Consider the following 20,810-nt stretch of genomic DNA (forward strand, 5'->3'; position numbering starts at 1 on the left):
ATGATTATTCCCACTCGATTGTCGCCGGTGGCTTGGAGCTGATGTCGTAGACTACTCTATTCACACCTTTCACCTGATTGATGATCCTATTAGAGATGCGACCCAGAAACTCATAGGGAAGGTGCACCCAATCGGCAGTCATCCCGTCCAAACTGGTTACAGCTCTCAATGCCACTACATTTTCATATGTTCGCTCATCTCCCATTACACCCACAGACTGTACAGGAAGCAACATTGCGCCAGCCTGCCACACTTCATCATATAGCCCTTCTTCTTTCAGGCCATTGATGAAGATAGCATCTACATCTTGCAGGATTCGTACTTTCTCTGGTGTGATATCACTCAAAATTCTAATGCCAAGTCCCGGGCCCGGGAATGGGTGTCTGCCCAGGATGAAATCAGGAATTTCAAGGGTCTTACCTACATTTCTTACTTCATCTTTAAAAAGCGTATTCAAAGGCTCCACTACCTTCAGGTTCATTTTGGCAGGCAGTCCACCCACATTGTGGTGGGACTTGATAGTGACAGAGGGGCCGTTTACCGAAACCGACTCAATAACATCCGGGTAGATCGTGCCCTGGCCGAGCCATTTCACATCTTTGATACTCTTAGCCTCTTCATCGAATACCTCGATGAAAACACGACCAATGATTTTTCGCTTTTTCTCTGGATCGCTCTCCCCTTTCAGTTCATCATAAAATCGGGACTTAGCGTCTACGCCTTTCACATTCAAGCCAAGTCCTTCATAAGACTTTAGCACATCATTGAATTCATCTTTTCTAAGAAGCCCATTATCAACGAAAATGCAGTACAGATTTTTTCCAATCGCCTGATGAATAAGCATGGCCGCAACAGAAGAATCAACTCCACCTGAAAGGCCAAGTACCACTTTATCATCACTAAGCTGCTCTTTGAGTTGTGCTACAGTCTCCTCCACGAAAATATCTGGCGTCCAATCCTGAGATGCCTTACAAATGTGAACTACAAAGTTTCTTAGTACCACTTTTCCCTGGGTGCTGTGGGTCACCTCCGGATGGAACTGGATGCCGTAAACAGGCTTGTCTTTGATTTTATATGCCGCTACAGGGATTGATTCTGTTGTAGATATTGCTTGAAAATCATCGGTAATCTTTGTAATTGTGTCGCTATGAGACATCCACACCTGGCTACCAATCTCGACTTCTTTCAGCAAATCAAAATGTGAATCAACTGTCTTCAGTTTTGCCCTTCCATATTCTCTGTGATTTGATTTGGCCACCGTACCCCCATTCTTTTGCACCAGCAATTGCGCCCCATAGCAAATGCCTAGCACAGGCAAATCACCGAGATCATTCATGTCCATGTCCGGGCTTCCTTCATCCAGCACAGAGCACGGGCCACCCGAAAGAATCACTCCTTTTACATCAGGAGTAATCTCAAATTTGCTGAACGGGTGGATCTCGCAGTAAACGTTTAACTCGCGCACTCTACGTGCGATAAGTTGGGTATATTGAGAACCAAAGTCGAGGATGAGAATCTTGTCTTGCATGGCCGCAAAATTACAGGCTTAATGCGATACACTCAGTCAGATTTTTGATTGAAAAATTCACATAAGTATTGAGGCTTTTTAACGCTGGTATAATTTTGGTTTCATACCTTCACATTTTTTAATCCACTAGCATGAGAAAGACCTTTTCACTTCTATTGTTGTCCTTTACTCTCATTTTATCGGCACAGGAAAAACCCAAACTAGTTGTTGGGATTGTCGTAGACCAGATGCGCTATGACTATATCTCCCGATATTGGAGTGATTTTGAGGATGGTGGATTCAAAAGACTTATTGAAGGTGGTTTTCTTTTTCGGAACGCCCATTACGATTACATGCCAACCAAAACCGGGCCTGGACATGCATCCATTTTCACCGGAACCACTCCTGCCAGACATGGGATTGTCGGGAATGACTGGTACGTTCCCGCCATAGGAAGAAACATCAATTGTGTTGAGGATACAACAGCTACGGTAGTTGGAGGTGTGTCCAATGGAGAGGTTTCACCGAGGAATGTGAAGACAACCACCATCACTGATGAACTCAGACTTTTCTATAATTTCAATTCTAAAGTCATTGGTATTTCGCTGAAAGACCGGGGAGCTGTCATCCCTGCAGGCCACAATCCAACAGGTGCTTATTGGTATGATCTGCAGAGCGGGAATATGATCACTAGTTCTTACTACAGAAATAACCTACCGGACTGGATCAAAGAATACAACAAACAGAAAAGACCCGCCTTTTTCCTGAGCAAGAAATGGGAGCTCTTAAGAGATGAATCAGTCTACAATGAAAGCATCGAAGATGAAAATCCATATGAACAGGAATTGCGAAAGGGTATGGGAGTTACCTTTCCTCATGATCTTCCCAGCCATAAAAAAGACCTGTCACTGCTTAAGTACACTCCTTTCACCAATACTATGATCAAAGAAGTGGCAATGAAAGCTGTGATTGCAGAGGAGCTTGGTATGGATACCATTCCTGATTTCTTAACTGTCAGCTTTTCAGCCACCGATGATATCGGCCATCGTTTCGGGCCAAGATCCATGGAGGTGCAGGATACTTACTTAAGGCTTGATAAGGAGATTAGTGAGCTTCTTTCCTATCTGGATGAGAAGGTTGGTAAAGGCCAGTATACATTGTTCCTTTCGGCTGATCATGGAGCTACCGATGTGCCTTCATATATGCATAAAAATAAAATGCCTGGTGGGTATCACAACAATGGGTTCATTAAGAATATGCTCACTGATGGCTTAACTAAGAAATTTGGAGAAGGGAAATGGATCAGCTCCATCATCAATGAGCAGGTGTATTTGAATAAGGCTTTGATTTCCGAGAAAGGAATTGATTTCAAAGAAGTGAAACAGCATTCGATTGATCTGCTCATGCAGGAGGATTACATAGTAGAAGCATTTGATGCGGATGTGGTCGCATTGAGAATGTTCACAGATCCGTCACTTGTGCGATTGCAAAATGGATATGATAATAAGCGATGTGGAGATATACTTTATATCCTATCCCCCAGCGATCTGAATGATGCCTGGGGAAGACAAGGTACAGATCATCGAACTCCCTACACCTATGATACACACATCCCAATCATCTTTTATGGGTATGGAATTAAAGCCGGGGAGAGTTTGCGTCCGGTAGCCATTACAGATATTGCTCCTACTGTCTCCTTGTTGCTCAATATTAGCTTACCAAGCGGTGCGAGCGGCGAGCCCTTAAAGGAATTATTTGAATAACCATTTCCATTAAGATCAGTATAATTTACCTATGAGAAAACTGTGGGTGCTTCTTTTCATTGGATCAATTTCCTCCTTTGCCCAGCCGGTGAAAATCGCCAAGCTGAAATATGATGGTGGTGGCGACTGGTATGCCAACAAGACGGCCCTTCCCAACCTGATCGAGTTTTGCAACGAACAGATCAATACAAACCTGGCCCTTTCTGAAGATGTGGTGGATGTAGGGAGTCCTGACTTATTTCTGTACCCTTATGTCTATATGACCGGGCATGGAAATGTGCTATTCAACAATGCACAGGTAGAAAATCTGAGGAGCTACCTTACCTCGGGCGGGTTTCTTCACATTGACGATAACTATGGGCTGGATCAATTTGTGAGGATTGAAATGAAGAAGGTATTTCCAGAGCTAGAGTTTGTGGAAATCCCATTTGACCACCCGATTTATCATCAAAAATTTGACTTTGATGACGGCCTTCCAAAAATCCATCAGCATGATGGGAAGCCACCCAGGGGATATGGGATCATATACGAAGGACAATTGGTTTGCTTTTACTCGTACGAATGTGATTTGGGAAATGGCTGGGAGGATCAATCCGTATACAATGATCCTCAGGAGGTTAGGTTTGAGGCATTGAAAATGGGGGCAAATATTATCTCCTACGCTTTTACCGCAGAGCTGTAAAATCAGTAAACCCCACTCATCCGAAGAATCATGGGGCCTTACCTACCTGAAAACTTACTAGCCAAATACTTATTTTAATCTGCCTCTGCGAGTTATTGTCACTTCAAATGGCTCGCCTCCGTTGATTGACACGGTCACTACATTGTCGCATCTACCATCTCCATAATCGATGATTGCCACATTGTCACCTGAGGTGATCTGCTTCACACCTGCTACCGGGATGAACACCCGACTCGTCCAGCATGCCCTTTTGTAGATGATTCGCTCCAAAATCTCCACTCGGTAGGAAACTCCGTCTCGCCTGGAACCATTTGCATCACCATCGATATACACCTCATCATTTAGCGGATTAGAAGCTCTCATCCATGTTCTGGTTCTTTCTGATTCCCTGGTCGCAAACGTCTCGTCTTCAAAAGTGAGCTTACCGCCAGTGAGGGTTATGCTAAACATTGGGTCATCCTCCATGTTTTCAGAGATATTTTCTACTCGTCTGGTGCCTTCCACCACTACTCCATCAATGGAGAAGTTTTCGAATGTAGCTTCTCTAAACGCTCCCGGAATCAACCGATGATCGCTGTAGGAGATGATGATTTTTCCGGCTCTCGTCCTTCCCGCAGGTCCTTCGCATCCGTCACCATAGTCGATGGTGAGTACTTTATTTTCCAAATCGTGATCCAGAATTGCGCACTCAATGATTTCATCCTCATCTATTCTCCCTCCCGATTCCAGTGAAAGCATTCCTGCTTCCACTACGGCATCCACATCTTCGTAGTTTGATTCAAGAGTGGCCTCTGAGTCAATGTCCAGCTCTTGCACCAGGTCATCGTTTCCAACTGTATCGCCATCATCACTACAGGAGGTCATCAATGTGGCAAAAGCTATCGCGGTAATAAAAAGTAACTTCTTCATAATCGTTGTATTTTTTGTTTTGTCTTTTCAAATGATTTGTCCCTTTGACAGCACAGGGTATGAAAGGTTTAATTTGAAGGAAAAAATTTTAGAGGTTATCGATAAACGAAAGGTAGACAGGTGCAACTTCTGAGGGAAAGTGTACCTTTAGATGTTTCTTGATTGTATAATATTGTATCTGGATTTAATCCTATCATTAAGATTCTATGCGCCGACTCATTCCCTTTTGCTTTTTAGCATCCATTTCAGGCTATGTTCTTTCTCAGGGATGTAGCGATGCGGGTTTTTGCACCATGGGTGCGATGAAGCCGGATCAGAATTACAGCAAGCGAATAGCGATCAAACTGAGATCTGTGGAGTTCAATTTCTACCGAGGCACTAGCACGCTTACTCCCATTATTTACGCCAGCACCGTAGATTTCACTTTGGGAATCAATGATTACAGCTCGTTTCAAGTCAAGGTTCCTTACATGTGGATAGACGGAAATCTTGGCAAGAATGCAGGGGTTGGAGATATTTCGCTTAGCTATACCCGACTGCTGAAAGCCACGGAAAAGTGGAATCTAAGTGGTACACTTGGGGCAAAAGTTCCCACCAATGATTCCAACGAAAAAGTGAACAGTGAGCTCACCGGTGGGATGGATTCCCCCCTTCACATGTACTATCAGACCAGCCTGGGTTCGTATGATGCCGTGGCTGGGGTTTCAGCCATTAGCAGAAACTGGCTCTTTGCCACAGGTATTCAAATCGCTTTGACGGAAAATAATAATCAGTTTGCCTGGAGTGGCTTTCCAAACTATCCTGACCAGGAATACCTTAGAAAGTACAACCGTGGACCAGAGCTTCAAAGGGGCATTGATGTGATGCTGAGAGTGGAGCGAAACTGGAGGTTTACCAATTTTAATTTCTCACTTGGGGCATTGCCAATATGGAGGATTACCAAAGATGAAGCAATAAATCCTGATACAGGCAACAGGGAAAAGCTGCCGGGAACCACCGGGATGGCACTCTCTATTCTGGGGAGCTTTGGGTACCACTTTGACGTAAACAACAGTGTGAAAATTATCCAAGGGATAAAAATCACCGACCGGGACTTTAATCCTGATGGTCTAACCAGAAATGAAGTACTAAGTATCAGCTATGTTTACAAATTCTAGTTTGCCGATGAAGCTAACAGGATCATTCATTTTTGCCATTCTCTCCATTGCCGCATTTGCTCAGCAATCACAACAAAGCCGGGCGGAGAGCCTCTATTCATCGGGGGATTTTGAAGGTGCGTATGAGGAATTCAAAGCTGCTGGTGATATCCATTTTGCCAATGAAGATTTTGCTGATTATGCGGATACTCATCTAAAAATGATTGACTGCCAGCTGCAGGCTGGTGATCCATTTCATGCAAAAAGCCTGGCGGAAAATACACTCACTTTCATCGTATCCGAGCTTTCTGAAATGCCTGTATTAAAAGCCAGATGCCTCACCTTGCTGGGGTTGAGCTTTCTCAATCTGGGGCACAATGACGATGCACTGGAAGCATTGATAGAAGCAGAAAAAAATTTCACCCAGGAAGACACTGAAGCCAAAGCCAATTGCCTGGATGCGCTTGGGCTGGTCTACACCAACAATGAAAACAAGCAGCTTGCGATTCAGTATCATGAGCAGTCCTTTGTGATGCGGAGAAAGCTGTTCGGCGCTCAATCCATTGAGGTGGCTAATTCTTACAACAACCTGGGGCGTGTGTACTTAAAAGACGATCCGCTTCAGGCATTGATTTACTTTAACCGGGCCAAAGATATTTATGAAGAAAAGCTCGGCAACAGTAGCCGAAGGGCCCTAAGGGCAAACCTGAATATTGCATTCGCCAATATGGAGCAAAGCAATTTTGATGAGGCGCTCCAGCAGCTCAACACGGTGAAGCTCATCTATGACGCCACCTATGAAGCCGACCATCCAAACAAGGCGTACATCCAATCGATCATCGGGAGGGTGCACCTGGAGAAAAAGGAATATGAAAAAGCACTTCTCAACCAAAAGGAAGCGCTTCAGATGTATATCAGTCTCTTTGGAGAAAAGCATCCCGACGTAGCAAATACCTATTACCTAATTGGGGAAATATATAAGGCTAAGTCAGAATTTAAGACCTCTGTGGAGTTTTATCAGCGTGCCATTTATGCGAATCTCCCGGAGCAAGTCTATGCTGACATCTATGACCTTCCTACGCTTCAGAATTATTTCAATGCGGATATTTTACTTAGGACCCTTCAAGCAAAAGCAATTGCACTTGGTGCTCTTCATTTCGAAAAATCGCTCAATGTGCGCGATATTGTTGGCGCGATTGAAACTTATCAAAAGTGTGATGAGCTGATCACAATTGTGAGAAGAAAGCGACTAAACGAGCAGGACAAACTAAGGCTTGGACAGATTGCTAAGGAGGTTTATGAAAACGGAATTCAACTTTCCCTGATACTCAGTGAGCAAAGTTTCAATAAGAAAAAACACTTGCAAACAGCATTTGACTTTTGTGAGCGAAGTAAGTCTTCCGTTTTGCTGGAGGCCATTACCGAATCAAAGGCCAAGAAGTTTGCAGGAATACCTGATGAACAAATCCAGTTGGAAGACAGCCTGAAGGATGAGATTTCCTACTTGGAGCAGCAGTTGGCCCAGCCTGAAAATGCAGATAATCAGGAGATGAAAGATCTGCTTTTCTCCTATCAAAACACCTATCGGGATTTTATAGCAAGCCTGGAAGCTAATTATCCTGAATATTTCAAGCTGAAGTATGATCAATCCATCGCCAGTGTGGAATCTGTGCAAAAGCACCTCGGCGCAGATGCCGCCATGTTATCCTATTTTGTTGGCGAAAATGACATGTACATTTTCATTATTACCCAAAAAGGTACCCAGGCAGAGCGCCGGAAAAAAGGTGAAGATTTTGACAAGCTCATTTCCGGCCTCAGAAATGCCATCAAATACAACAGCAACAGCACATTTTACAAATCAGCAAAATCCCTGCATGAATTGCTGATTCCTGTTCTTCCGTCGGATATCAAAGAGCTGGTGATCCTGCCAGATGGGGCGCTGGGAACCCTGCCCTTTGAGGCTTTTATTCACCCAGACGATGAGTCGGATGCTTTCATGAATGCCAACTTTCTGATCAAAAACTATCGTGTTTCCTATGATTATTCTGCCACATTGTTCAATGAGCGTCATGCCGATGATGAGCAGATCAGTCCTGAAATTCTATTAATTGCACCCATTAGTTTTGAGGACAATGAAGTGAAGATGTCTTCACTACCTGGCTCTGAAAAGGAGATCGACGAGATCCGGTTCCTGTTTATGGGGAGCAATTGTGAAACTAAAATTCAGTCAGGAAATGATGCCAGCGAGGCAAACTTCAAAAAGGAAAATCTGGGTAAATACCGATACCTCCACTTTGCCACCCACGGCCAGGTGAATGAATCCGAGCCTGCACTTTCGAGAATTTTTCTCAAACCAGACGAAAATGAGGACGGCAGTTTGTACACAGGAGAAATCTACAATCTAAACATTGACGCAGACCTAGTGACACTTTCTGCATGTGAGACCGGGCTGGGAAAAGTGGCAAAGGGTGAGGGAATTGTGGGCTTGAGCAGGGCGCTTCAATACGCTGGTGCCAATAATATCATCGTTTCCCTGTGGCAGGTGGCCGATGCATCTACGGCACAAATGATGATTGAATTTTACAAATACAATCTGAACAACGAGCATCACGGGTATAACACAGCCCTACGGCAAGCCAAGCTTAGCTTGCTAAACTCTGAAGAGTATGCGAGACCCTACTATTGGGCTCCATTCATTTTGGTGGGGATGTGATATCTTTAATAGGTGAATCGCATCATCTCCATCGGTCTCATCTCTTTTATCGTGCTGTTGATTTTCTTTGATGCAGCCCAGCAGAAGTATTACCTCGATACTTTTGATCTATACCCCAACGGCGTAAACATCTCATTGACCGCACTGATCAAAAATCATTTCATCAGGTGGTCTATTTGGGGGCTAATAAGCATCCCGTTTGGGCTATTGGTGTGGAGAAAGCTACCCAAAGACCATAGCCAGCCGTCCATCCAGTGCATTTTAGTCATAGCAGGATGGATTTTGTCGTGTGCTTTGGTTGCCATTTCGCTGATTAGCCTGCAATCCATTCTGGCCCAGAATACATCGTGGACATTTGACCTTTTTGGCAGTTCTTTCATCTTCTTTACATTCCAAAAAGGACTCACTTTCCTAATGACTTTTCTCGCTTTGTCGCTGATTCTTTACAATCGATCCAGAGAAAAAACCATCGAAAGTCAAGTAGTGGAGATAAAAAATCTAATCAGAAAAAGCACAGACCTGGAAAAGGCGCTCGATGAATCGAACAAGGAAGAACCACACTTGAATATTAAAACCGGATACAAAGTCCAGCCTATTCCCATTAGTGACATCATATGGATTCAGTCCGATGACTATTGTGTGAAAATCCATACCCATTCCCAGGCTTTTACACTTAGGAAAAGTATGAAAGCTTTGGAGGAGCAACTAACCCCCTATGGATTCATCCGGATTCACCGGGTTGCATTGCTCAATCTTAGCTTCCTCCATCAGATCAATTTTGATTCTTCTAAGATAAAGCTCACCAATACTGAGGAGCTGCCTCTCTCCAAAGCTGGGGCCAGGGTGCTGAAGCAAAAGCTGGAGAAAGCTGCATTGTAAGCTCCCTGCAATTTTGTATCGATTGCCTGCATAAACTTCGGAGGTGATGCCTATTCATCGTTTGTTTGAGAAAATACAAAAACTATGAAAAAGCAATTACTACTGGCTGCCTTCACTTTGAGTTTCACTTTGAGCTTTTCTCAATATGATTATGAACCCTCCGGTGACTTCCCTTATGGCAGGCCAAACCCCAATGGGCCTAAGGAATTGAATGACTGGAAAGGAGTGATCGGGACTTGCGAGTGCAAATCAGTGGCAAGATTAAATCAAACGACGTGGACCGATACCGTAAACATGATCTGGACTTTCAAGTATATCATGAACGGCATGGCTGTTCAGGATGAAACATTAAAAGAAGATGGGGTTCACTCCGGCAGCATTCGTCAGTTCAATTCAGACAGCAGCAAGTGGTATGTGCACTATTACTCCAATGCAGCGGCAACTCCAACACTTGGTAGCTGGGAAGGAAACAAAACTCAGGATGGAAATATCGTACTTTACAAAAAGTCACCTTCTCCCAATGGACTGGATGGATTTTACCGCCTGACTTTCTCAGAAATCAATGAAAAGGGATTTAACTGGGTAGGTGAATGGGTTAACGAATCTGAGACATTTGTATACCCCACATGGCAGATTTTCTGTAATAGGAAAGAGTAACAATTCGTAAATCTTAACAACTCAATAAGCGAATGATCCATTCCTGTCAAAATTATTTTGCACCTTACTTGTCCTAATAAACCTGTAATCGATTAGTATGAAGAGAGTAAAAATCGGTGATATGGTGGAAAGTGACTATGGTAAAGGACGTGTAATAGCGGAGACCAGTCAGTGGATTATCCATGACAACTCTGCTAATGACAGTGATGCGGAATTTGCCATTTTGAAGTCTGACGACTTTTACGAACTGGTAGAAGAGTTAGTGTTTCAAACTTCCTAGCATATCAGACAGATCATTCGGCTAGCAGCGATTCAATGATTTCATTGAATCGCTCATCAAAGGCTTTGAAATATTCACCTGTTGCAGGGCCATTGAAATAGCTATGCACGTACCTTACAAACCCCTGCTTATCCACAATGACGAGCGTGGGAAAGGCCTCAATACGCTGCATAAACGGAAACGGTGTGGCCGCTCCGGTCTTACTTAACCTACCTCCCAACACCATGTCATACGGTATCTCATTGATTTTTCGGTATTTTTCCAATCGCTCCAGTCCATACTCTTGGGAGTAGTTTGCTTCAAATGATGAGGCGAGGATGGCGATATCCCGCTCCTGATTCTTCTTGTACCAATCCACCAAATATTGAGTCTGATCCAGGCTGTTGGGGCACCAGGTCCCAAACAATTGAATGATCAGCACTTTACCTTCATACTTGGTGGGGTCAATGGCATCCCTTCCTTCTCCTGCACCCAGCAGGTCATAATAGGGTTTCTCTTTTCCTGGCTCCACTTTCACCATTCCAAAAGGATCGGCGAGCTCAGCCTCAGCATCATAGGTTGCTATCCATGGCTCGGAATAGCTATTGTCATAGACCATTTCCCCGACCCACCCATCTTCCATCTTTTTTCCCAGGAAAGCAAAGGCATGAGCCCCATCGAAGCAGGAAAGCTTGATGGAGTCCCCATCCAATATCCCTTCAAAAAACCGATAATCGCTCACTTGCGTCATAATCGTACCGGTTACCACATTTCCCCGAGTACGGAAAAGTCCCACCCCTTTTGACATATCGGACGAATTTGGGGAAAAGGTGATCGCCCACCGGCCTTCTATCATTGGCGAAGGCCGCACACTATTTTTTACCATCCTTGGTTTGCCAAATACTGCGGAAAATGGAATGGACATATCACGATAGTATTTCTTATAAAAACCATTCATCTCCATGGCAGAATACCTCGCACGTATTTCCACATCAAATGGATCCAGGGGGATGAAAATGCTGTCCCCTTCAATCACAGCATTTCTTATCACATTTCTATCCATGCCATTCACAATCGTAATTTCCGGCACCTCCCCTTGCGGATACCCCACCTCAAAGGTGAAAGGGACATTGGCACTATCATAGTGAATGGTGCCACGCCACTGACCCGATTTGATAAGTTGAGCATTAGAAATAAGGCAGAAAATAAGTGTGGCGATAGACAGAATAGGCTTCATGGATTTGAATATAAGAGTTTCTGGTGTCTACTTGGTTTAAATTGGTATATTTAAAATAACAACCAACCTAAATTAACTATGACAAATCAATCTGTAAAACCACCCGTATGGTTTTGGGTGGTCAGTGCCATTGCACTGCTTTGGAATTTGATGGGAGTAAAAGCCTATTTGGATCAGGCGTTTATGTCTGATGATGCATTGGCACAACTGGAAGCAGCAGTTCAGGATCTTTTGAATCAAACCCCTGCCTGGGTTACAGCCGCTTTCGCAATTGCAGTATGGGGCGGTGCGCTGGGCTCACTCCTGCTAATACTTAGAAAGAGACTGGCCTACCAGGTCTTGGTAGTCTCCCTTATCGGAATTATTGTTCAGATGTTCTACAATGTTTTTATGAGTGGGGCCATGGATGTATACGGACCGGGAGGACTGGCCATGCCGATCATGATCCTTCTTTTTGGAGTAGGTCTGGTGTGGTTTGCGAAAAAGTCCATCTCCTCAGGCTGGATCAACTAAAAAATAGATACACTAAATGTGACTAGAGGGTGTCTCAAAAGGCTCCATTATAGTAATCAAGACCAAATAATATTCTTTATATAAGGAATGCTTTTATTTAAACACCCCTACAATCCCCTCAAGGGGATAATTCCCCCTTTTGAAGGGGGTGAGGGGGATGTAAGGTTTGATGATTTACTAAATAATATTTGCTCAAATTTTGAGCTGCTAGCCTTTTGAGACATCCTCTTTTATGTGACAGATTATGCATCTTTGCCGCAATGACATTCAAAGAATTCAACCTTGACGATCAACTCACTGAAGCGATCGATCACATGGGCTTCACGGAGGCAACCCCGATCCAGGAAGAAGCCATCCCAGCCATACTAGAAGGAAAAGATCTGATTGCCTGCGCTCAGACAGGTACTGGCAAAACTGCCGCTTTTGTCATCCCCATCCTCAACCACCTGGCACAAAATCCAAGCAATGATGTGAAGGTACTGATCGTGGTACCTACCCGCGAACTGGCCATCCAGATCGATCAGCAAATCGAAGGATTTTCCTATTTCTTACCTGTCCACTCGATCGCTATTTATGGCGGTGGTGACGGGTCTGATTTTGCCCAGCAGAAAAAGGCTCTCACGCAAGGAAGCAACATTGTAGTGGCCACACCAGGCAAGCTCATCTCTCACTTAAATCTTGGCTATGTAAAATTCGATCAGGTATCCAACCTGATTTTGGATGAGGCAGACAGGATGCTGGATATGAATTTTTATGACGACATCAAAAAGATTATCACCTACCTGCCCAACCTGAAGCAAACATCCATGTTTAGCGCCACCATGGCACCAAAGATTGAGAAGCTGGCCAGGGAGATTCTAAAAAACCCTAAAAAGATCACCCTGGAGCTGGCCAAGCCCGCAGAAAATATCAGCCAGGAAGTGTACCGGGTAGAAGAGGGCTACAAAACACAGTTGATCAGTAAGCTGATCAGCCGATACGAAAACTTTGAAAGCATTTTGATCTTCTCCTCCACCAAAAGGAAGGTTTCTGACATTGTGCAAAGCCTGAAGAAATCCGGACTGGAAGCCATGGGGATTTCCTCCATGCTGGAGCAGGATGAGCGGGAACGAATCCTGTTAAAATTTCGGGCAAAGAAGCTGAGGATATTGGTAGCCACCGATGTACTGTCCCGGGGTATCGACATCAAAGACATCAACCTGGTAGTCAACTATGATGTGCCGAATGATGCGGCAGACTATGTACACCGCATCGGACGGACTGCCCGGGCCAAAACCAGCGGGGTGGCTATCACCCTTGTAAACAGTGCGGATAACTACAAGATGAAGCGCATCGAAAAGCTGATCGAACGGGAGTTGGAAAAGGTGGACTATCCGATGCGGAGGAGGTGAGGTTACATTCTTTGCTTTTCACTCAAAAAACTACGATATTCATAAGAACTAAAACCTAACCTTATGAATAATATCTTATATGTAGTCGCACTTGTTTGTGCTGTTTGGGTCATTTACGATGTATGGACCAAACAAAAAATGGATACAGGAATGAAATTGGTTTGGACCATTCTTGCGCTCCTATTCAGCATTATTACTGCCATTGTCTACTATTTCATGAAAAAGAAATAATTCAAGCCCATCTCTGGATGGGCTATTTTATTCTACCCAGCCGCCACCAGAATCATGCTCATTTTTATGCGTATATTTATGCGTAAATACATAAAATACTATGCGAACCACATTAGATCTTCCGGAGGATTTAGTCAAAGAAGCCATGAAAATTACCGGCTCCAAGACCAAGAGTGCACTTATCAAAGACGCACTTGAGGCGCAAATCAAACGCATCAAGCGTAAGCGTCTTCTTGCATTTAAAGGAAAGATTGATCTTGATATTGATTTAGAAAGCTTGAGAAAAAGGTAAATGTCTATTCTAGTTGATAGCTCCGTATGGATTGATTATTTCCGCAACGGCAATGATCAGCTGGCCCAACTCATTGAAGAGGATCTTGTATCAACGAATGAAATTATTCTATCCGAGCTCATTCCAGCCCTTCAAATTCAAAGGCAGGAAGAAGTCATTGATGGATTGCTTAATCTGGAACTGATAGAGCTGAACATCAGCTGGAGTCTTATCCGGGAGTATCAAATCATCAACCTTCAGAATGGGATTAATAAAGTTGGTATACCTGACCTGATTATACTTCAACAAGTTATTGAACAAAACCTCCATCTGTTCACATTAGATAAGCACTTCACATTGATGAAGAAGCACCTCGATTTTAAATTATTTGAATAATTCATCATCCTTTCAGTAGCGATCATCTCACCTCCTCCTCACCACCCAGCACATCGCTTACTTTTCTGATTACTTGGTCAAGCTCCTCTGCTGAGGATAGCAGACTGGCATTGAGTTCCTTTCGCTGGTCTTCCGTGAGATTTCCATTATCCTTCAGGCAGTCTGCCAGGCCCAGAATGCGCGCGAGAGGTGCCCGCACTAGGTGGGCATTGGAAAAGGCATATTCCTTCAGCTTCTCATTCTGATCCTGAATCCTGGCCGTCCTCTTCCTCACCGTTTCTTCCAGGGATTCATTGATGCTCTTGATTTCTTCATTCGCGCGGATCAGCTCATCGGCCTGCTCGGTTAGTACTTTTGACTGGAGAAGGATTTCCTGATTTTTTCTCTCCAGCAAGTCAATCGACCGCTTGCGAGATCGGTAAAAGGCAAAGCCCGTATACGCCAATCCCAATGCCAGCAGCAGTACAAACAAACCTCCGTAAATGAGGATATTCTGCCGCTGAATCTGCAATTTGTTCTTCTCGATTTCCGCCTGATTCAGCTCATTCTGGTTTGAGAGCATCTGATTCTCAGAAGAGATTCGCTCCAGCTCATAGCGGTTTTCATACATGGCAATCTCTTTGGCCTGCGTGTCGCTGTTTACACTGTCATAGTATGACTTATGCAGGAGGGAATACTCAAACGCTTTCTGATAATTTCCCACTCCGCGGTAGCTTTCATAGAGCAGCTGTGCCGCTTCGCTGATCTCCTTTTTCACTTTTAATTCTTGAGCTACTTTTAGACTTTCCTTTCCCTCACGTATAGCATCTCCGTAGCTCTCCAGATTTAGATACACCCGCCCGATCAGGTATTTGGACTGGGCAGACCCGATCCTATGCCCAATCTGCTCGTAAATGAGGTATGCCTCCTCGAAGCTTGACAGAGCCTGCTGGTAGTTTTTCTGTTCCAGATACACTGTTCCAATGTCATTTTTTAGTCGCCCTATCAGAATCTGATTGTCCAGTCCGGCAGAGGTCTCCAGGCTTTTCTCGTAGTATTCCAATGCTTTTTCATACTCCTCCCTCTCCGAATAAACACTGCCAATATTCAGGTACATGGTCGCCACGCGGAGGGTCTTTCCAAGCGCCGAGTCGATCTTAAAAGCTCGCTGGTAGTAATCCATAGCCAGATCATAATCCCCAGTCTCTTTATGTATGGCTCCTATATTGGAATAGGTAGTCGCAAAGGCCTCTTCCCTACCAATCTGTTCTTTGATTTTGATCGACTGAAAATAGCAATCCAGCGCCTTTTTATAATCACCCATTTCATGATAAACCAGCCCCATGTTGTTATACGTACCCCCCATCCCTTCCATATCCCCAATCTGCTCCTTTACTGCCAGCGACCGCTCATAGTTTTTCAAAGCTTCTGCATAGTTGCCTTTCAGTTTATTTACTATCCCTATGTTGTTGTACGCCCTGTTCATACCCACCACATAGTTGAGCTCCCTGGATATCTCCAAAAATTTATTGTAGTTGTCCAACGCCTTGTCAAACTCTGACCTGGCGTAGGCAAGCGTTCCAAGGTTGTTGTATCCGTTGGCCAGGCCTCTTCTGTAGCCCAGTTCTTCGGCTAGTTCCATGGCCTGGCTAGTATATTTTATAAGTGAATCTGGTGAGGTTTGATAATACCTGAAGCCTATTTTCAGTTGAAGCAAAACCCGTGTAGTGTCACGGTTAGAGTTGATTAATTCCTCACGCAAACTGTCGAGTTCAGTTTTCTGCGCAAAAGCTAAAGCACTACTTACGAATGCGACTATTTGGAAAAATCTCTTCATCAAGAGTGGGCGGATGGTAGTCTAATTTAGTAAGATATGGAATAATCACCCGCACTTCTGTACATAATGTTTATTCGATTTAACTTTGCGCACCGCTATGCAAAAAGTCGCATTTTATACATTGGGCTGTAAGCTAAACTACTCCGAGACCTCCTCCATCTCACGGATGTTTGAGGATCGGGGCTATGCAAAAGTTGATTTCACCGATCAACCGGATATCTTCATTATCAACACATGCTCAGTGACAGAAAATGCCGATAAAAAATGTAAGAAGATCGTAAAGGAGGCTAAGAAGATTTCACCAGATAGCTTCGTCACCATCATCGGTTGCTATGCACAATTGAAGCCTAAAGAAATTTCAGAAATCCCCGGTGTGGATGCTGTGCTTGGTGCAGCGGAAAAATTCAGACTGTTTGACTACCTGGACGATTTTACCAAAGGGGGAGTTTTTGCCTCTGAGATCAAGGAAGCCAAAGCCTACAATGCCTCCTACTCCATTGCAGACCGCACCCGTACTTTCCTGAAAGTGCAGGATGGCTGTAATTATGGATGTGCGTTTTGTACCATCCCATTGGCCAGAGGGAAAAGCAGGAGCGATAGCATCGCCAACATTGTGGCACAGGCAGAGGAAATCGCCAAAACGGAAGTGAAGGAGGTTGTACTTACGGGCGTGAATATTGGCGATTTCGGTATTCAGGACGGACGAAGGAAAGAGAAGTTCATTGATCTAATCAAAGCACTTGACGAGGTGGAGGGGATCGATCGATTCAGGATTTCATCCATTGAGCCAAACCTGCTTTCCAATGAAGTAATTGAGTTTGTGGCCAGGTCTCAACGATTTGTCCCACATTTTCACATTCCGTTGCAATCCGGAAGCGATACCATCCTGCAGAAAATGAACCGTCGTTACCTAAGCGACCTCTACCGCAGCAGGGTAGAAAAAATCAAATCGGTGATGCCGGATTGCTGTATTGGCGTGGATGTGATAGTTGGGTTTCCGGGGGAAACAGAAGAGGAATTCCTGACTACTTACAACTTCCTGAATGAACTTGATATCTCTTACCTGCACGTTTTTACCTATTCGGAAAGGCCAAATACGCAAGCCATTGAAATGGATGGTGTGGTTGATCAGGCTGACAGAAATAAGCGATCCAAAATGCTAAGAGGCCTCTCAGAAAAAAAGAGAAGATATTTCTACGAACAACAGCTGAATAAAACTTTTGACGTGCTTTTTGAGGAAGAAATTCAGGATGGTATCATGCATGGGTTTACAGAAAACTATGTGCGCGTGGCTGCCAAATACGATCCAATTTTGATCAATGAGCTGAAAACTGTAACCCTGCGCTCCATCAATGCCGAAGGTCACGTGGAAGTGGAGGAGCCGGAAGAGGTCCTGGCTCACTAAATTTACCTGCTATGCTGAATTTATTTCAGCATCTATTCCGATCGTTTAAAAGATTCTGAAACAAGTTCAGAATGACCCTAAATCATTTATATTTTTGAGTCAACACAATTGACTATGAAAATAATCTGCATCGGCAGGAACTATGCTGAACACATTGAAGAGTTGGGAAATGAACGCCCGGAACATCCCATCATTTTCCTGAAGCCTGATACCGCCCTCATCAGAAATAACGAACCCTTCTACTATCCAGACTTTTCAAAGGATATCCACCATGAGGTGGAGTTGCTGGTGAAGATCAAAAAGGAGGGAAAATCCGTTCAGAAGGAATTTGCCCACCAATACTATGATGAAGTTGGGCTGGGTATAGACTTTACCGCCCGTGACTGGCAGACGATTGTAAAGGAAAAAGGATACCCATGGGAAATCGCCAAAGCCTTTAATGGGTCTGCGCCTGTTTCCGATTTCATCCCGAAGGGGGACAGGGATATGACCGATGTAAATTTCCGACTGGAGAAAAATGGTGAGGAAGTGCAGAATGGAAACACCGGCCTGATGCTGTGGCCTGTGGATGAAATTATATCTTACGTTTCCAAATTCATCCTATTAAAGACTGGTGACATCATATTCACCGGTACCCCGAAAGGGGTCGGCCCGGTTCAGATCGGAGACCGATTGGTAGGATATTTGGAAGGACAACAGATGTTTGATTTTGAGGTTAAGTAATTTGTGCGACTAACATCTACATGCATTTTAATTTTTCTGTTTCTGGGCACCCACGCTCAGGATTTCAACGCCATTGAATACCAGTTTCCAATCAACCCGGGACAGCAGAACTACCTGGCCGGGACGGTAGGCGAAATCCGAAGTTCTCACTTTCACACGGGTATAGACGTGAAAACCGGTGGTGGGACCGGGCTTCCTGTGTATGCAGTTGCTGATGGGCATATTTCCAGGATCAAGGTTTCAGGGTCAGGCTATGGGTATGCGCTCTACATGAAACATCCCAATGGTACCTTCTCCGTGTATGCTCATCTGGAAGCTTTTGATACGAAGATTGCTGAGTGGGCCTTAAAGGAGCAATATCGAAAGCAATCATTTGAGGTGGACCTCTTCCCTGAGGAAAGCCAGTTTGCCTTCAAGCGCGGGGACATCATTGGCTACTCCGGAAACACCGGCTCCTCCAGTGGCCCCCATCTGCATTTTGAAATTCGTGATGCCAATCATCAACCAATCGATGTGCTGAGCCTGGGCTTCAAAGAAATCAGGGACAACATTCCTCCGGTGGTGCAAAAAGTTGCCTTCGTAACGCTGGACGGTGAAGCAAGAATAAATGGTTTTTTCGGTCGGTATGAATTTGACCTGATCAAAACCCCGAATTGGTATCAAACCAAAGAGCCGATCAATTTGAAAGGAAAAATTGGTGTGGAAATCTACTCCTACGATCCCATGGATGGAATTCCGAATAAAAACGGGGTGGTGAAAACTACCTTTCAATTGGATGGCGACACGCTTTTTGCTGAGCACAAGGAAACTTTCAACTTCAGCATGCAGCGAAATATTCTGGTACATTACAATTATCCGGCATATAAGCAGGGAAGCAGACGGTTTAATAAACTGTACCTCGCCGATGGCAATGAGCATAACATGTACACGGTCGTTAACCGGGGAATTGATTTTAGGGATCAAAATGAAATCCTCATCGAAACGGAGGATAGCTATGGCAACACCTCGAATACCCGGATACTGCTGAGTGATGAAGAGGTCAGTTCCCCACCACGGCTGAATGAACCTGAGCAAATTGGAAATTACCTACACTTCAAATCAAAGCAGCAAGGATCAGTCATGCTGGATGAGTGGGTGTCTATGCAACCGTATGTTCAGGATGGCGAAGACCAGTTTTATCTCTGGGACTTGAGAAAAGGAACGCCCAGAAGTCTTTTTATAGATGGAAAAACGATTTCAACCAATCTGGTAGGTTTGATTCCTTCCAATCAAAAGATCAGCTATGTACAGCAGGAGTTTACCCTGAACATGTCTCATCGCTCTTTGTTCGATACATTGTATCTGGCGTTTGAGAAGGAAATAGATTCTACCCGAAACCTGGAGCTTTTTCACTTTAAGAACCATTCTGATCCACTAAGATCAAATGTGGATATTACTTTAAATACTGAAAAGACGTACAGCCAGGACAAGGCTGCAGTCTACTCCGTATTTGGAAATCGGTTCAACTACATGGGTGGGGAATGGGGAAATGAGCACATCACTTTTTCTACTCGGGATCTGGTCACCTACACCGTTTTGGAAGATACGATCCCTCCTTCTATAAAGATGAAGCTTGCAAATGCCGACCAACTCAGATTCACCATTGATGATGAACTATCCGGGATCAAGAGCTTCAAAGCAACCATCAACGGAGAATTTGTGTTGATGCACTACGAGCCAAAGAAAAATCTTATTTGGTCTCAAAAGCTCAATCAAAACATTCCTTTCCGAGGGAGGTTTATGCTAGAGGTAATCGATAATTCGAACAACGGAACCATATATACCAAAGAACTATGATCACATTAAAACCAGGCGACAAAGCTCCGGATTTCACCAGTAAAGATCAGGACGGAAACCCCATCAAACTTTCAGATTATAAAGGCAAGAAAGTAGTGCTCTATTTCTACCCGAAGGATAACACCCCCGGATGCACGGCAGAGTCCTGCAACCTGCGAGACAACTACCAGGCACTACAAAAGCAAGGATACGAAGTGCTTGGCGTTAGTAGCGACGGAGAAAAGTCCCATCAGAAATTCATCGATAAGTATGAGCTACCATTTAAGTTGATCGCTGATGAAGATAAGTCTGTACATAAAGCTTACGGCACCTGGGACATGAAGAAGTTCATGGGCAAAGAGTACATGGGTACACTCAGAACCACCTTTGTGATTGACGGAGATGGGAAAATCGAAGAGGTGATTGAAAAGGTGAAGACGAAGGATCACACTTCGCAGATATTGAAATGAATTAGGAACAAGTAGAAAGTAGTAAGTACAAAGCAAT

Annotated in this window: 20 protein-coding genes; 16 read left to right on the top strand and 4 right to left on the bottom strand. The window is 44.2% G+C overall.

What is annotated here, in order from left to right:
- Positions 1 to 4 precede the first annotated feature (4 nt).
- Positions 5 to 1,528: a glutamine-hydrolyzing GMP synthase gene (guaA, locus tag RLN88_RS06955; protein WP_350220666.1), complete on the bottom strand. Its 1,524-nt coding sequence runs from the start codon at positions 1,526 to 1,528 to the stop codon at positions 5 to 7.
- Between the two features lie 131 nt (positions 1,529 to 1,659).
- Between guaA and pafA the strand changes: the two genes are divergently transcribed.
- Both pafA and RLN88_RS06965 read left to right on the top strand, forming a co-directional pair.
- Complete coding sequence (pafA, locus tag RLN88_RS06960; RefSeq protein ID WP_350220667.1) at positions 1,660 to 3,270, top strand: alkaline phosphatase PafA; 1,611 nt, start codon at positions 1,660 to 1,662, stop codon at positions 3,268 to 3,270.
- A 31-nt stretch (positions 3,271 to 3,301) separates the two neighbouring features.
- A complete protein-coding gene (locus RLN88_RS06965; protein ID WP_350220668.1) occupies positions 3,302 to 3,952 on the top strand; it encodes a DUF4159 domain-containing protein in 651 nt (216 codons plus the stop codon).
- Between the two features lie 69 nt (positions 3,953 to 4,021).
- Here RLN88_RS06965 and RLN88_RS06970 read toward each other — a convergent pair whose 3' ends face one another.
- Complete coding sequence (locus tag RLN88_RS06970) at positions 4,022 to 4,861, bottom strand: hypothetical protein (protein ID WP_350220669.1); 840 nt, start codon at positions 4,859 to 4,861, stop codon at positions 4,022 to 4,024.
- A 206-nt stretch (positions 4,862 to 5,067) separates the two neighbouring features.
- On the opposite strand from RLN88_RS06970, the gene RLN88_RS06975 reads away from it, so the two are divergent.
- From RLN88_RS06975 to RLN88_RS06995, 5 genes are all read left to right on the top strand, one after another.
- Positions 5,068 to 6,018, top strand: coding sequence for a hypothetical protein (locus tag RLN88_RS06975; RefSeq protein ID WP_350220670.1), 951 nt, complete (start codon positions 5,068 to 5,070; stop codon positions 6,016 to 6,018).
- Positions 6,019 to 6,025: 7 nt separating this feature from the next.
- Positions 6,026 to 8,710 carry a CHAT domain-containing protein gene (locus tag RLN88_RS06980; protein WP_350220671.1) on the top strand — a complete coding sequence of 895 codons (2,685 nt, stop codon included), beginning with the start codon at positions 6,026 to 6,028 and terminating at the stop codon, positions 8,708 to 8,710.
- 12 nt (positions 8,711 to 8,722) lie between these two features.
- Positions 8,723 to 9,589 (top strand): LytR/AlgR family response regulator transcription factor, encoded by an 867-nt coding sequence (locus RLN88_RS06985; protein ID WP_350220672.1) that lies wholly within the window; start codon positions 8,723 to 8,725, stop codon positions 9,587 to 9,589.
- An 84-nt stretch (positions 9,590 to 9,673) separates the two neighbouring features.
- A complete protein-coding gene (locus RLN88_RS06990) occupies positions 9,674 to 10,246 on the top strand; it encodes a hypothetical protein (protein ID WP_350220673.1) in 573 nt (190 codons plus the stop codon).
- A gap of 97 nt (positions 10,247 to 10,343) precedes the next feature.
- Entirely contained in the window at positions 10,344 to 10,526 is a 183-nt protein-coding gene (locus RLN88_RS06995) for a hypothetical protein (RefSeq protein WP_350220674.1), read from the top strand.
- A 13-nt stretch (positions 10,527 to 10,539) separates the two neighbouring features.
- Here RLN88_RS06995 and RLN88_RS07000 read toward each other — a convergent pair whose 3' ends face one another.
- Positions 10,540 to 11,742, bottom strand: coding sequence for a peroxiredoxin family protein (locus tag RLN88_RS07000; RefSeq protein WP_350220675.1), 1,203 nt, complete (start codon positions 11,740 to 11,742; stop codon positions 10,540 to 10,542).
- 78 nt (positions 11,743 to 11,820) lie between these two features.
- Between RLN88_RS07000 and RLN88_RS07005 the strand changes: the two genes are divergently transcribed.
- The 5 genes from RLN88_RS07005 (at position 11,821) to RLN88_RS07025 (ending at position 14,544) form a co-directional block, all read left to right on the top strand.
- Positions 11,821 to 12,255 carry a hypothetical protein gene (locus RLN88_RS07005; RefSeq protein WP_350220676.1) on the top strand — a complete coding sequence of 145 codons (435 nt, stop codon included), beginning with the start codon at positions 11,821 to 11,823 and terminating at the stop codon, positions 12,253 to 12,255.
- 260 nt (positions 12,256 to 12,515) lie between these two features.
- The gene (locus tag RLN88_RS07010; RefSeq protein ID WP_350220677.1) at positions 12,516 to 13,646 is read left to right on the top strand and encodes a DEAD/DEAH box helicase; all 1,131 of its coding nucleotides are present in this window, start codon (positions 12,516 to 12,518) and stop codon (positions 13,644 to 13,646) included.
- Positions 13,647 to 13,709: 63 nt separating this feature from the next.
- The gene (locus RLN88_RS07015) at positions 13,710 to 13,877 is read left to right on the top strand and encodes a PLDc N-terminal domain-containing protein (protein WP_350220678.1); all 168 of its coding nucleotides are present in this window, start codon (positions 13,710 to 13,712) and stop codon (positions 13,875 to 13,877) included.
- A gap of 100 nt (positions 13,878 to 13,977) precedes the next feature.
- Positions 13,978 to 14,169, top strand: coding sequence for a type II toxin-antitoxin system VapB family antitoxin (locus RLN88_RS07020; RefSeq protein ID WP_350220679.1), 192 nt, complete (start codon positions 13,978 to 13,980; stop codon positions 14,167 to 14,169).
- Complete coding sequence (locus RLN88_RS07025) at positions 14,170 to 14,544, top strand: PIN domain-containing protein (RefSeq protein WP_350220680.1); 375 nt, start codon at positions 14,170 to 14,172, stop codon at positions 14,542 to 14,544. It abuts the gene before it with no gap.
- A gap of 22 nt (positions 14,545 to 14,566) precedes the next feature.
- On the opposite strand, the gene RLN88_RS07030 is transcribed toward RLN88_RS07025, so the two are convergent.
- Positions 14,567 to 16,360 carry a tetratricopeptide repeat protein gene (locus RLN88_RS07030; RefSeq protein ID WP_350220681.1) on the bottom strand — a complete coding sequence of 598 codons (1,794 nt, stop codon included), beginning with the start codon at positions 16,358 to 16,360 and terminating at the stop codon, positions 14,567 to 14,569.
- A gap of 97 nt (positions 16,361 to 16,457) precedes the next feature.
- On the opposite strand from RLN88_RS07030, the gene mtaB reads away from it, so the two are divergent.
- The 4 genes from mtaB (at position 16,458) to bcp (ending at position 20,773) form a co-directional block, all read left to right on the top strand.
- Positions 16,458 to 17,765 (top strand): tRNA (N(6)-L-threonylcarbamoyladenosine(37)-C(2))-methylthiotransferase MtaB, encoded by a 1,308-nt coding sequence (gene mtaB, locus RLN88_RS07035; RefSeq protein WP_350220682.1) that lies wholly within the window; start codon positions 16,458 to 16,460, stop codon positions 17,763 to 17,765.
- Positions 17,766 to 17,879: 114 nt separating this feature from the next.
- Positions 17,880 to 18,488 (top strand): fumarylacetoacetate hydrolase family protein, encoded by a 609-nt coding sequence (locus RLN88_RS07040; protein WP_350220683.1) that lies wholly within the window; start codon positions 17,880 to 17,882, stop codon positions 18,486 to 18,488.
- A gap of 3 nt (positions 18,489 to 18,491) precedes the next feature.
- Entirely contained in the window at positions 18,492 to 20,324 is a 1,833-nt protein-coding gene (locus RLN88_RS07045; protein ID WP_350220684.1) for a M23 family metallopeptidase, read from the top strand.
- Positions 20,321 to 20,773: a thioredoxin-dependent thiol peroxidase gene (gene bcp / locus RLN88_RS07050; protein WP_502880100.1), complete on the top strand. Its 453-nt coding sequence runs from the start codon at positions 20,321 to 20,323 to the stop codon at positions 20,771 to 20,773. The genes RLN88_RS07045 and bcp overlap by 4 nt, the downstream gene beginning before the upstream one ends.
- The last annotated feature ends 37 nt before the right edge of the window (positions 20,774 to 20,810 follow it).

The organism is Ekhidna sp., assembly GCF_040223195.1.
Lineage (GTDB): Bacteria > Bacteroidota > Bacteroidia > Cytophagales > Cyclobacteriaceae > Ekhidna.

Coding starts and splice junctions, on each gene's coding strand:
- RLN88_RS06970 (WP_350220669.1), bottom strand. CDS start 4,861: ATGAAGAAGTTACTTTTTATTACCGCGATAGCTTTTGCCACATTGATG.
- RLN88_RS07030 (WP_350220681.1), bottom strand. CDS start 16,360: ATGAAGAGATTTTTCCAAATAGTCGCATTCGTAAGTAGTGCTTTAGCT.
- RLN88_RS07010 (WP_350220677.1), top strand. CDS start 12,516: ATGACATTCAAAGAATTCAACCTTGACGATCAACTCACTGAAGCGATC.
- RLN88_RS06975 (WP_350220670.1), top strand. CDS start 5,068: ATGCGCCGACTCATTCCCTTTTGCTTTTTAGCATCCATTTCAGGCTAT.
- guaA (WP_350220666.1), bottom strand. CDS start 1,528: ATGCAAGACAAGATTCTCATCCTCGACTTTGGTTCTCAATATACCCAA.
- RLN88_RS06980 (WP_350220671.1), top strand. CDS start 6,026: ATGAAGCTAACAGGATCATTCATTTTTGCCATTCTCTCCATTGCCGCA.
- RLN88_RS06965 (WP_350220668.1), top strand. CDS start 3,302: ATGAGAAAACTGTGGGTGCTTCTTTTCATTGGATCAATTTCCTCCTTT.
- mtaB (WP_350220682.1), top strand. CDS start 16,458: ATGCAAAAAGTCGCATTTTATACATTGGGCTGTAAGCTAAACTACTCC.
- RLN88_RS07040 (WP_350220683.1), top strand. CDS start 17,880: ATGAAAATAATCTGCATCGGCAGGAACTATGCTGAACACATTGAAGAG.
- RLN88_RS07000 (WP_350220675.1), bottom strand. CDS start 11,742: ATGAAGCCTATTCTGTCTATCGCCACACTTATTTTCTGCCTTATTTCT.
- bcp (WP_502880100.1), top strand. CDS start 20,321: ATGATCACATTAAAACCAGGCGACAAAGCTCCGGATTTCACCAGTAAA.
- RLN88_RS06990 (WP_350220673.1), top strand. CDS start 9,674: ATGAAAAAGCAATTACTACTGGCTGCCTTCACTTTGAGTTTCACTTTG.
- RLN88_RS07025 (WP_350220680.1), top strand. CDS start 14,170: ATGTCTATTCTAGTTGATAGCTCCGTATGGATTGATTATTTCCGCAAC.
- pafA (WP_350220667.1), top strand. CDS start 1,660: ATGAGAAAGACCTTTTCACTTCTATTGTTGTCCTTTACTCTCATTTTA.
- RLN88_RS06995 (WP_350220674.1), top strand. CDS start 10,344: ATGAAGAGAGTAAAAATCGGTGATATGGTGGAAAGTGACTATGGTAAA.
- RLN88_RS07015 (WP_350220678.1), top strand. CDS start 13,710: ATGAATAATATCTTATATGTAGTCGCACTTGTTTGTGCTGTTTGGGTC.
- RLN88_RS07005 (WP_350220676.1), top strand. CDS start 11,821: ATGACAAATCAATCTGTAAAACCACCCGTATGGTTTTGGGTGGTCAGT.
- RLN88_RS07020 (WP_350220679.1), top strand. CDS start 13,978: ATGCGAACCACATTAGATCTTCCGGAGGATTTAGTCAAAGAAGCCATG.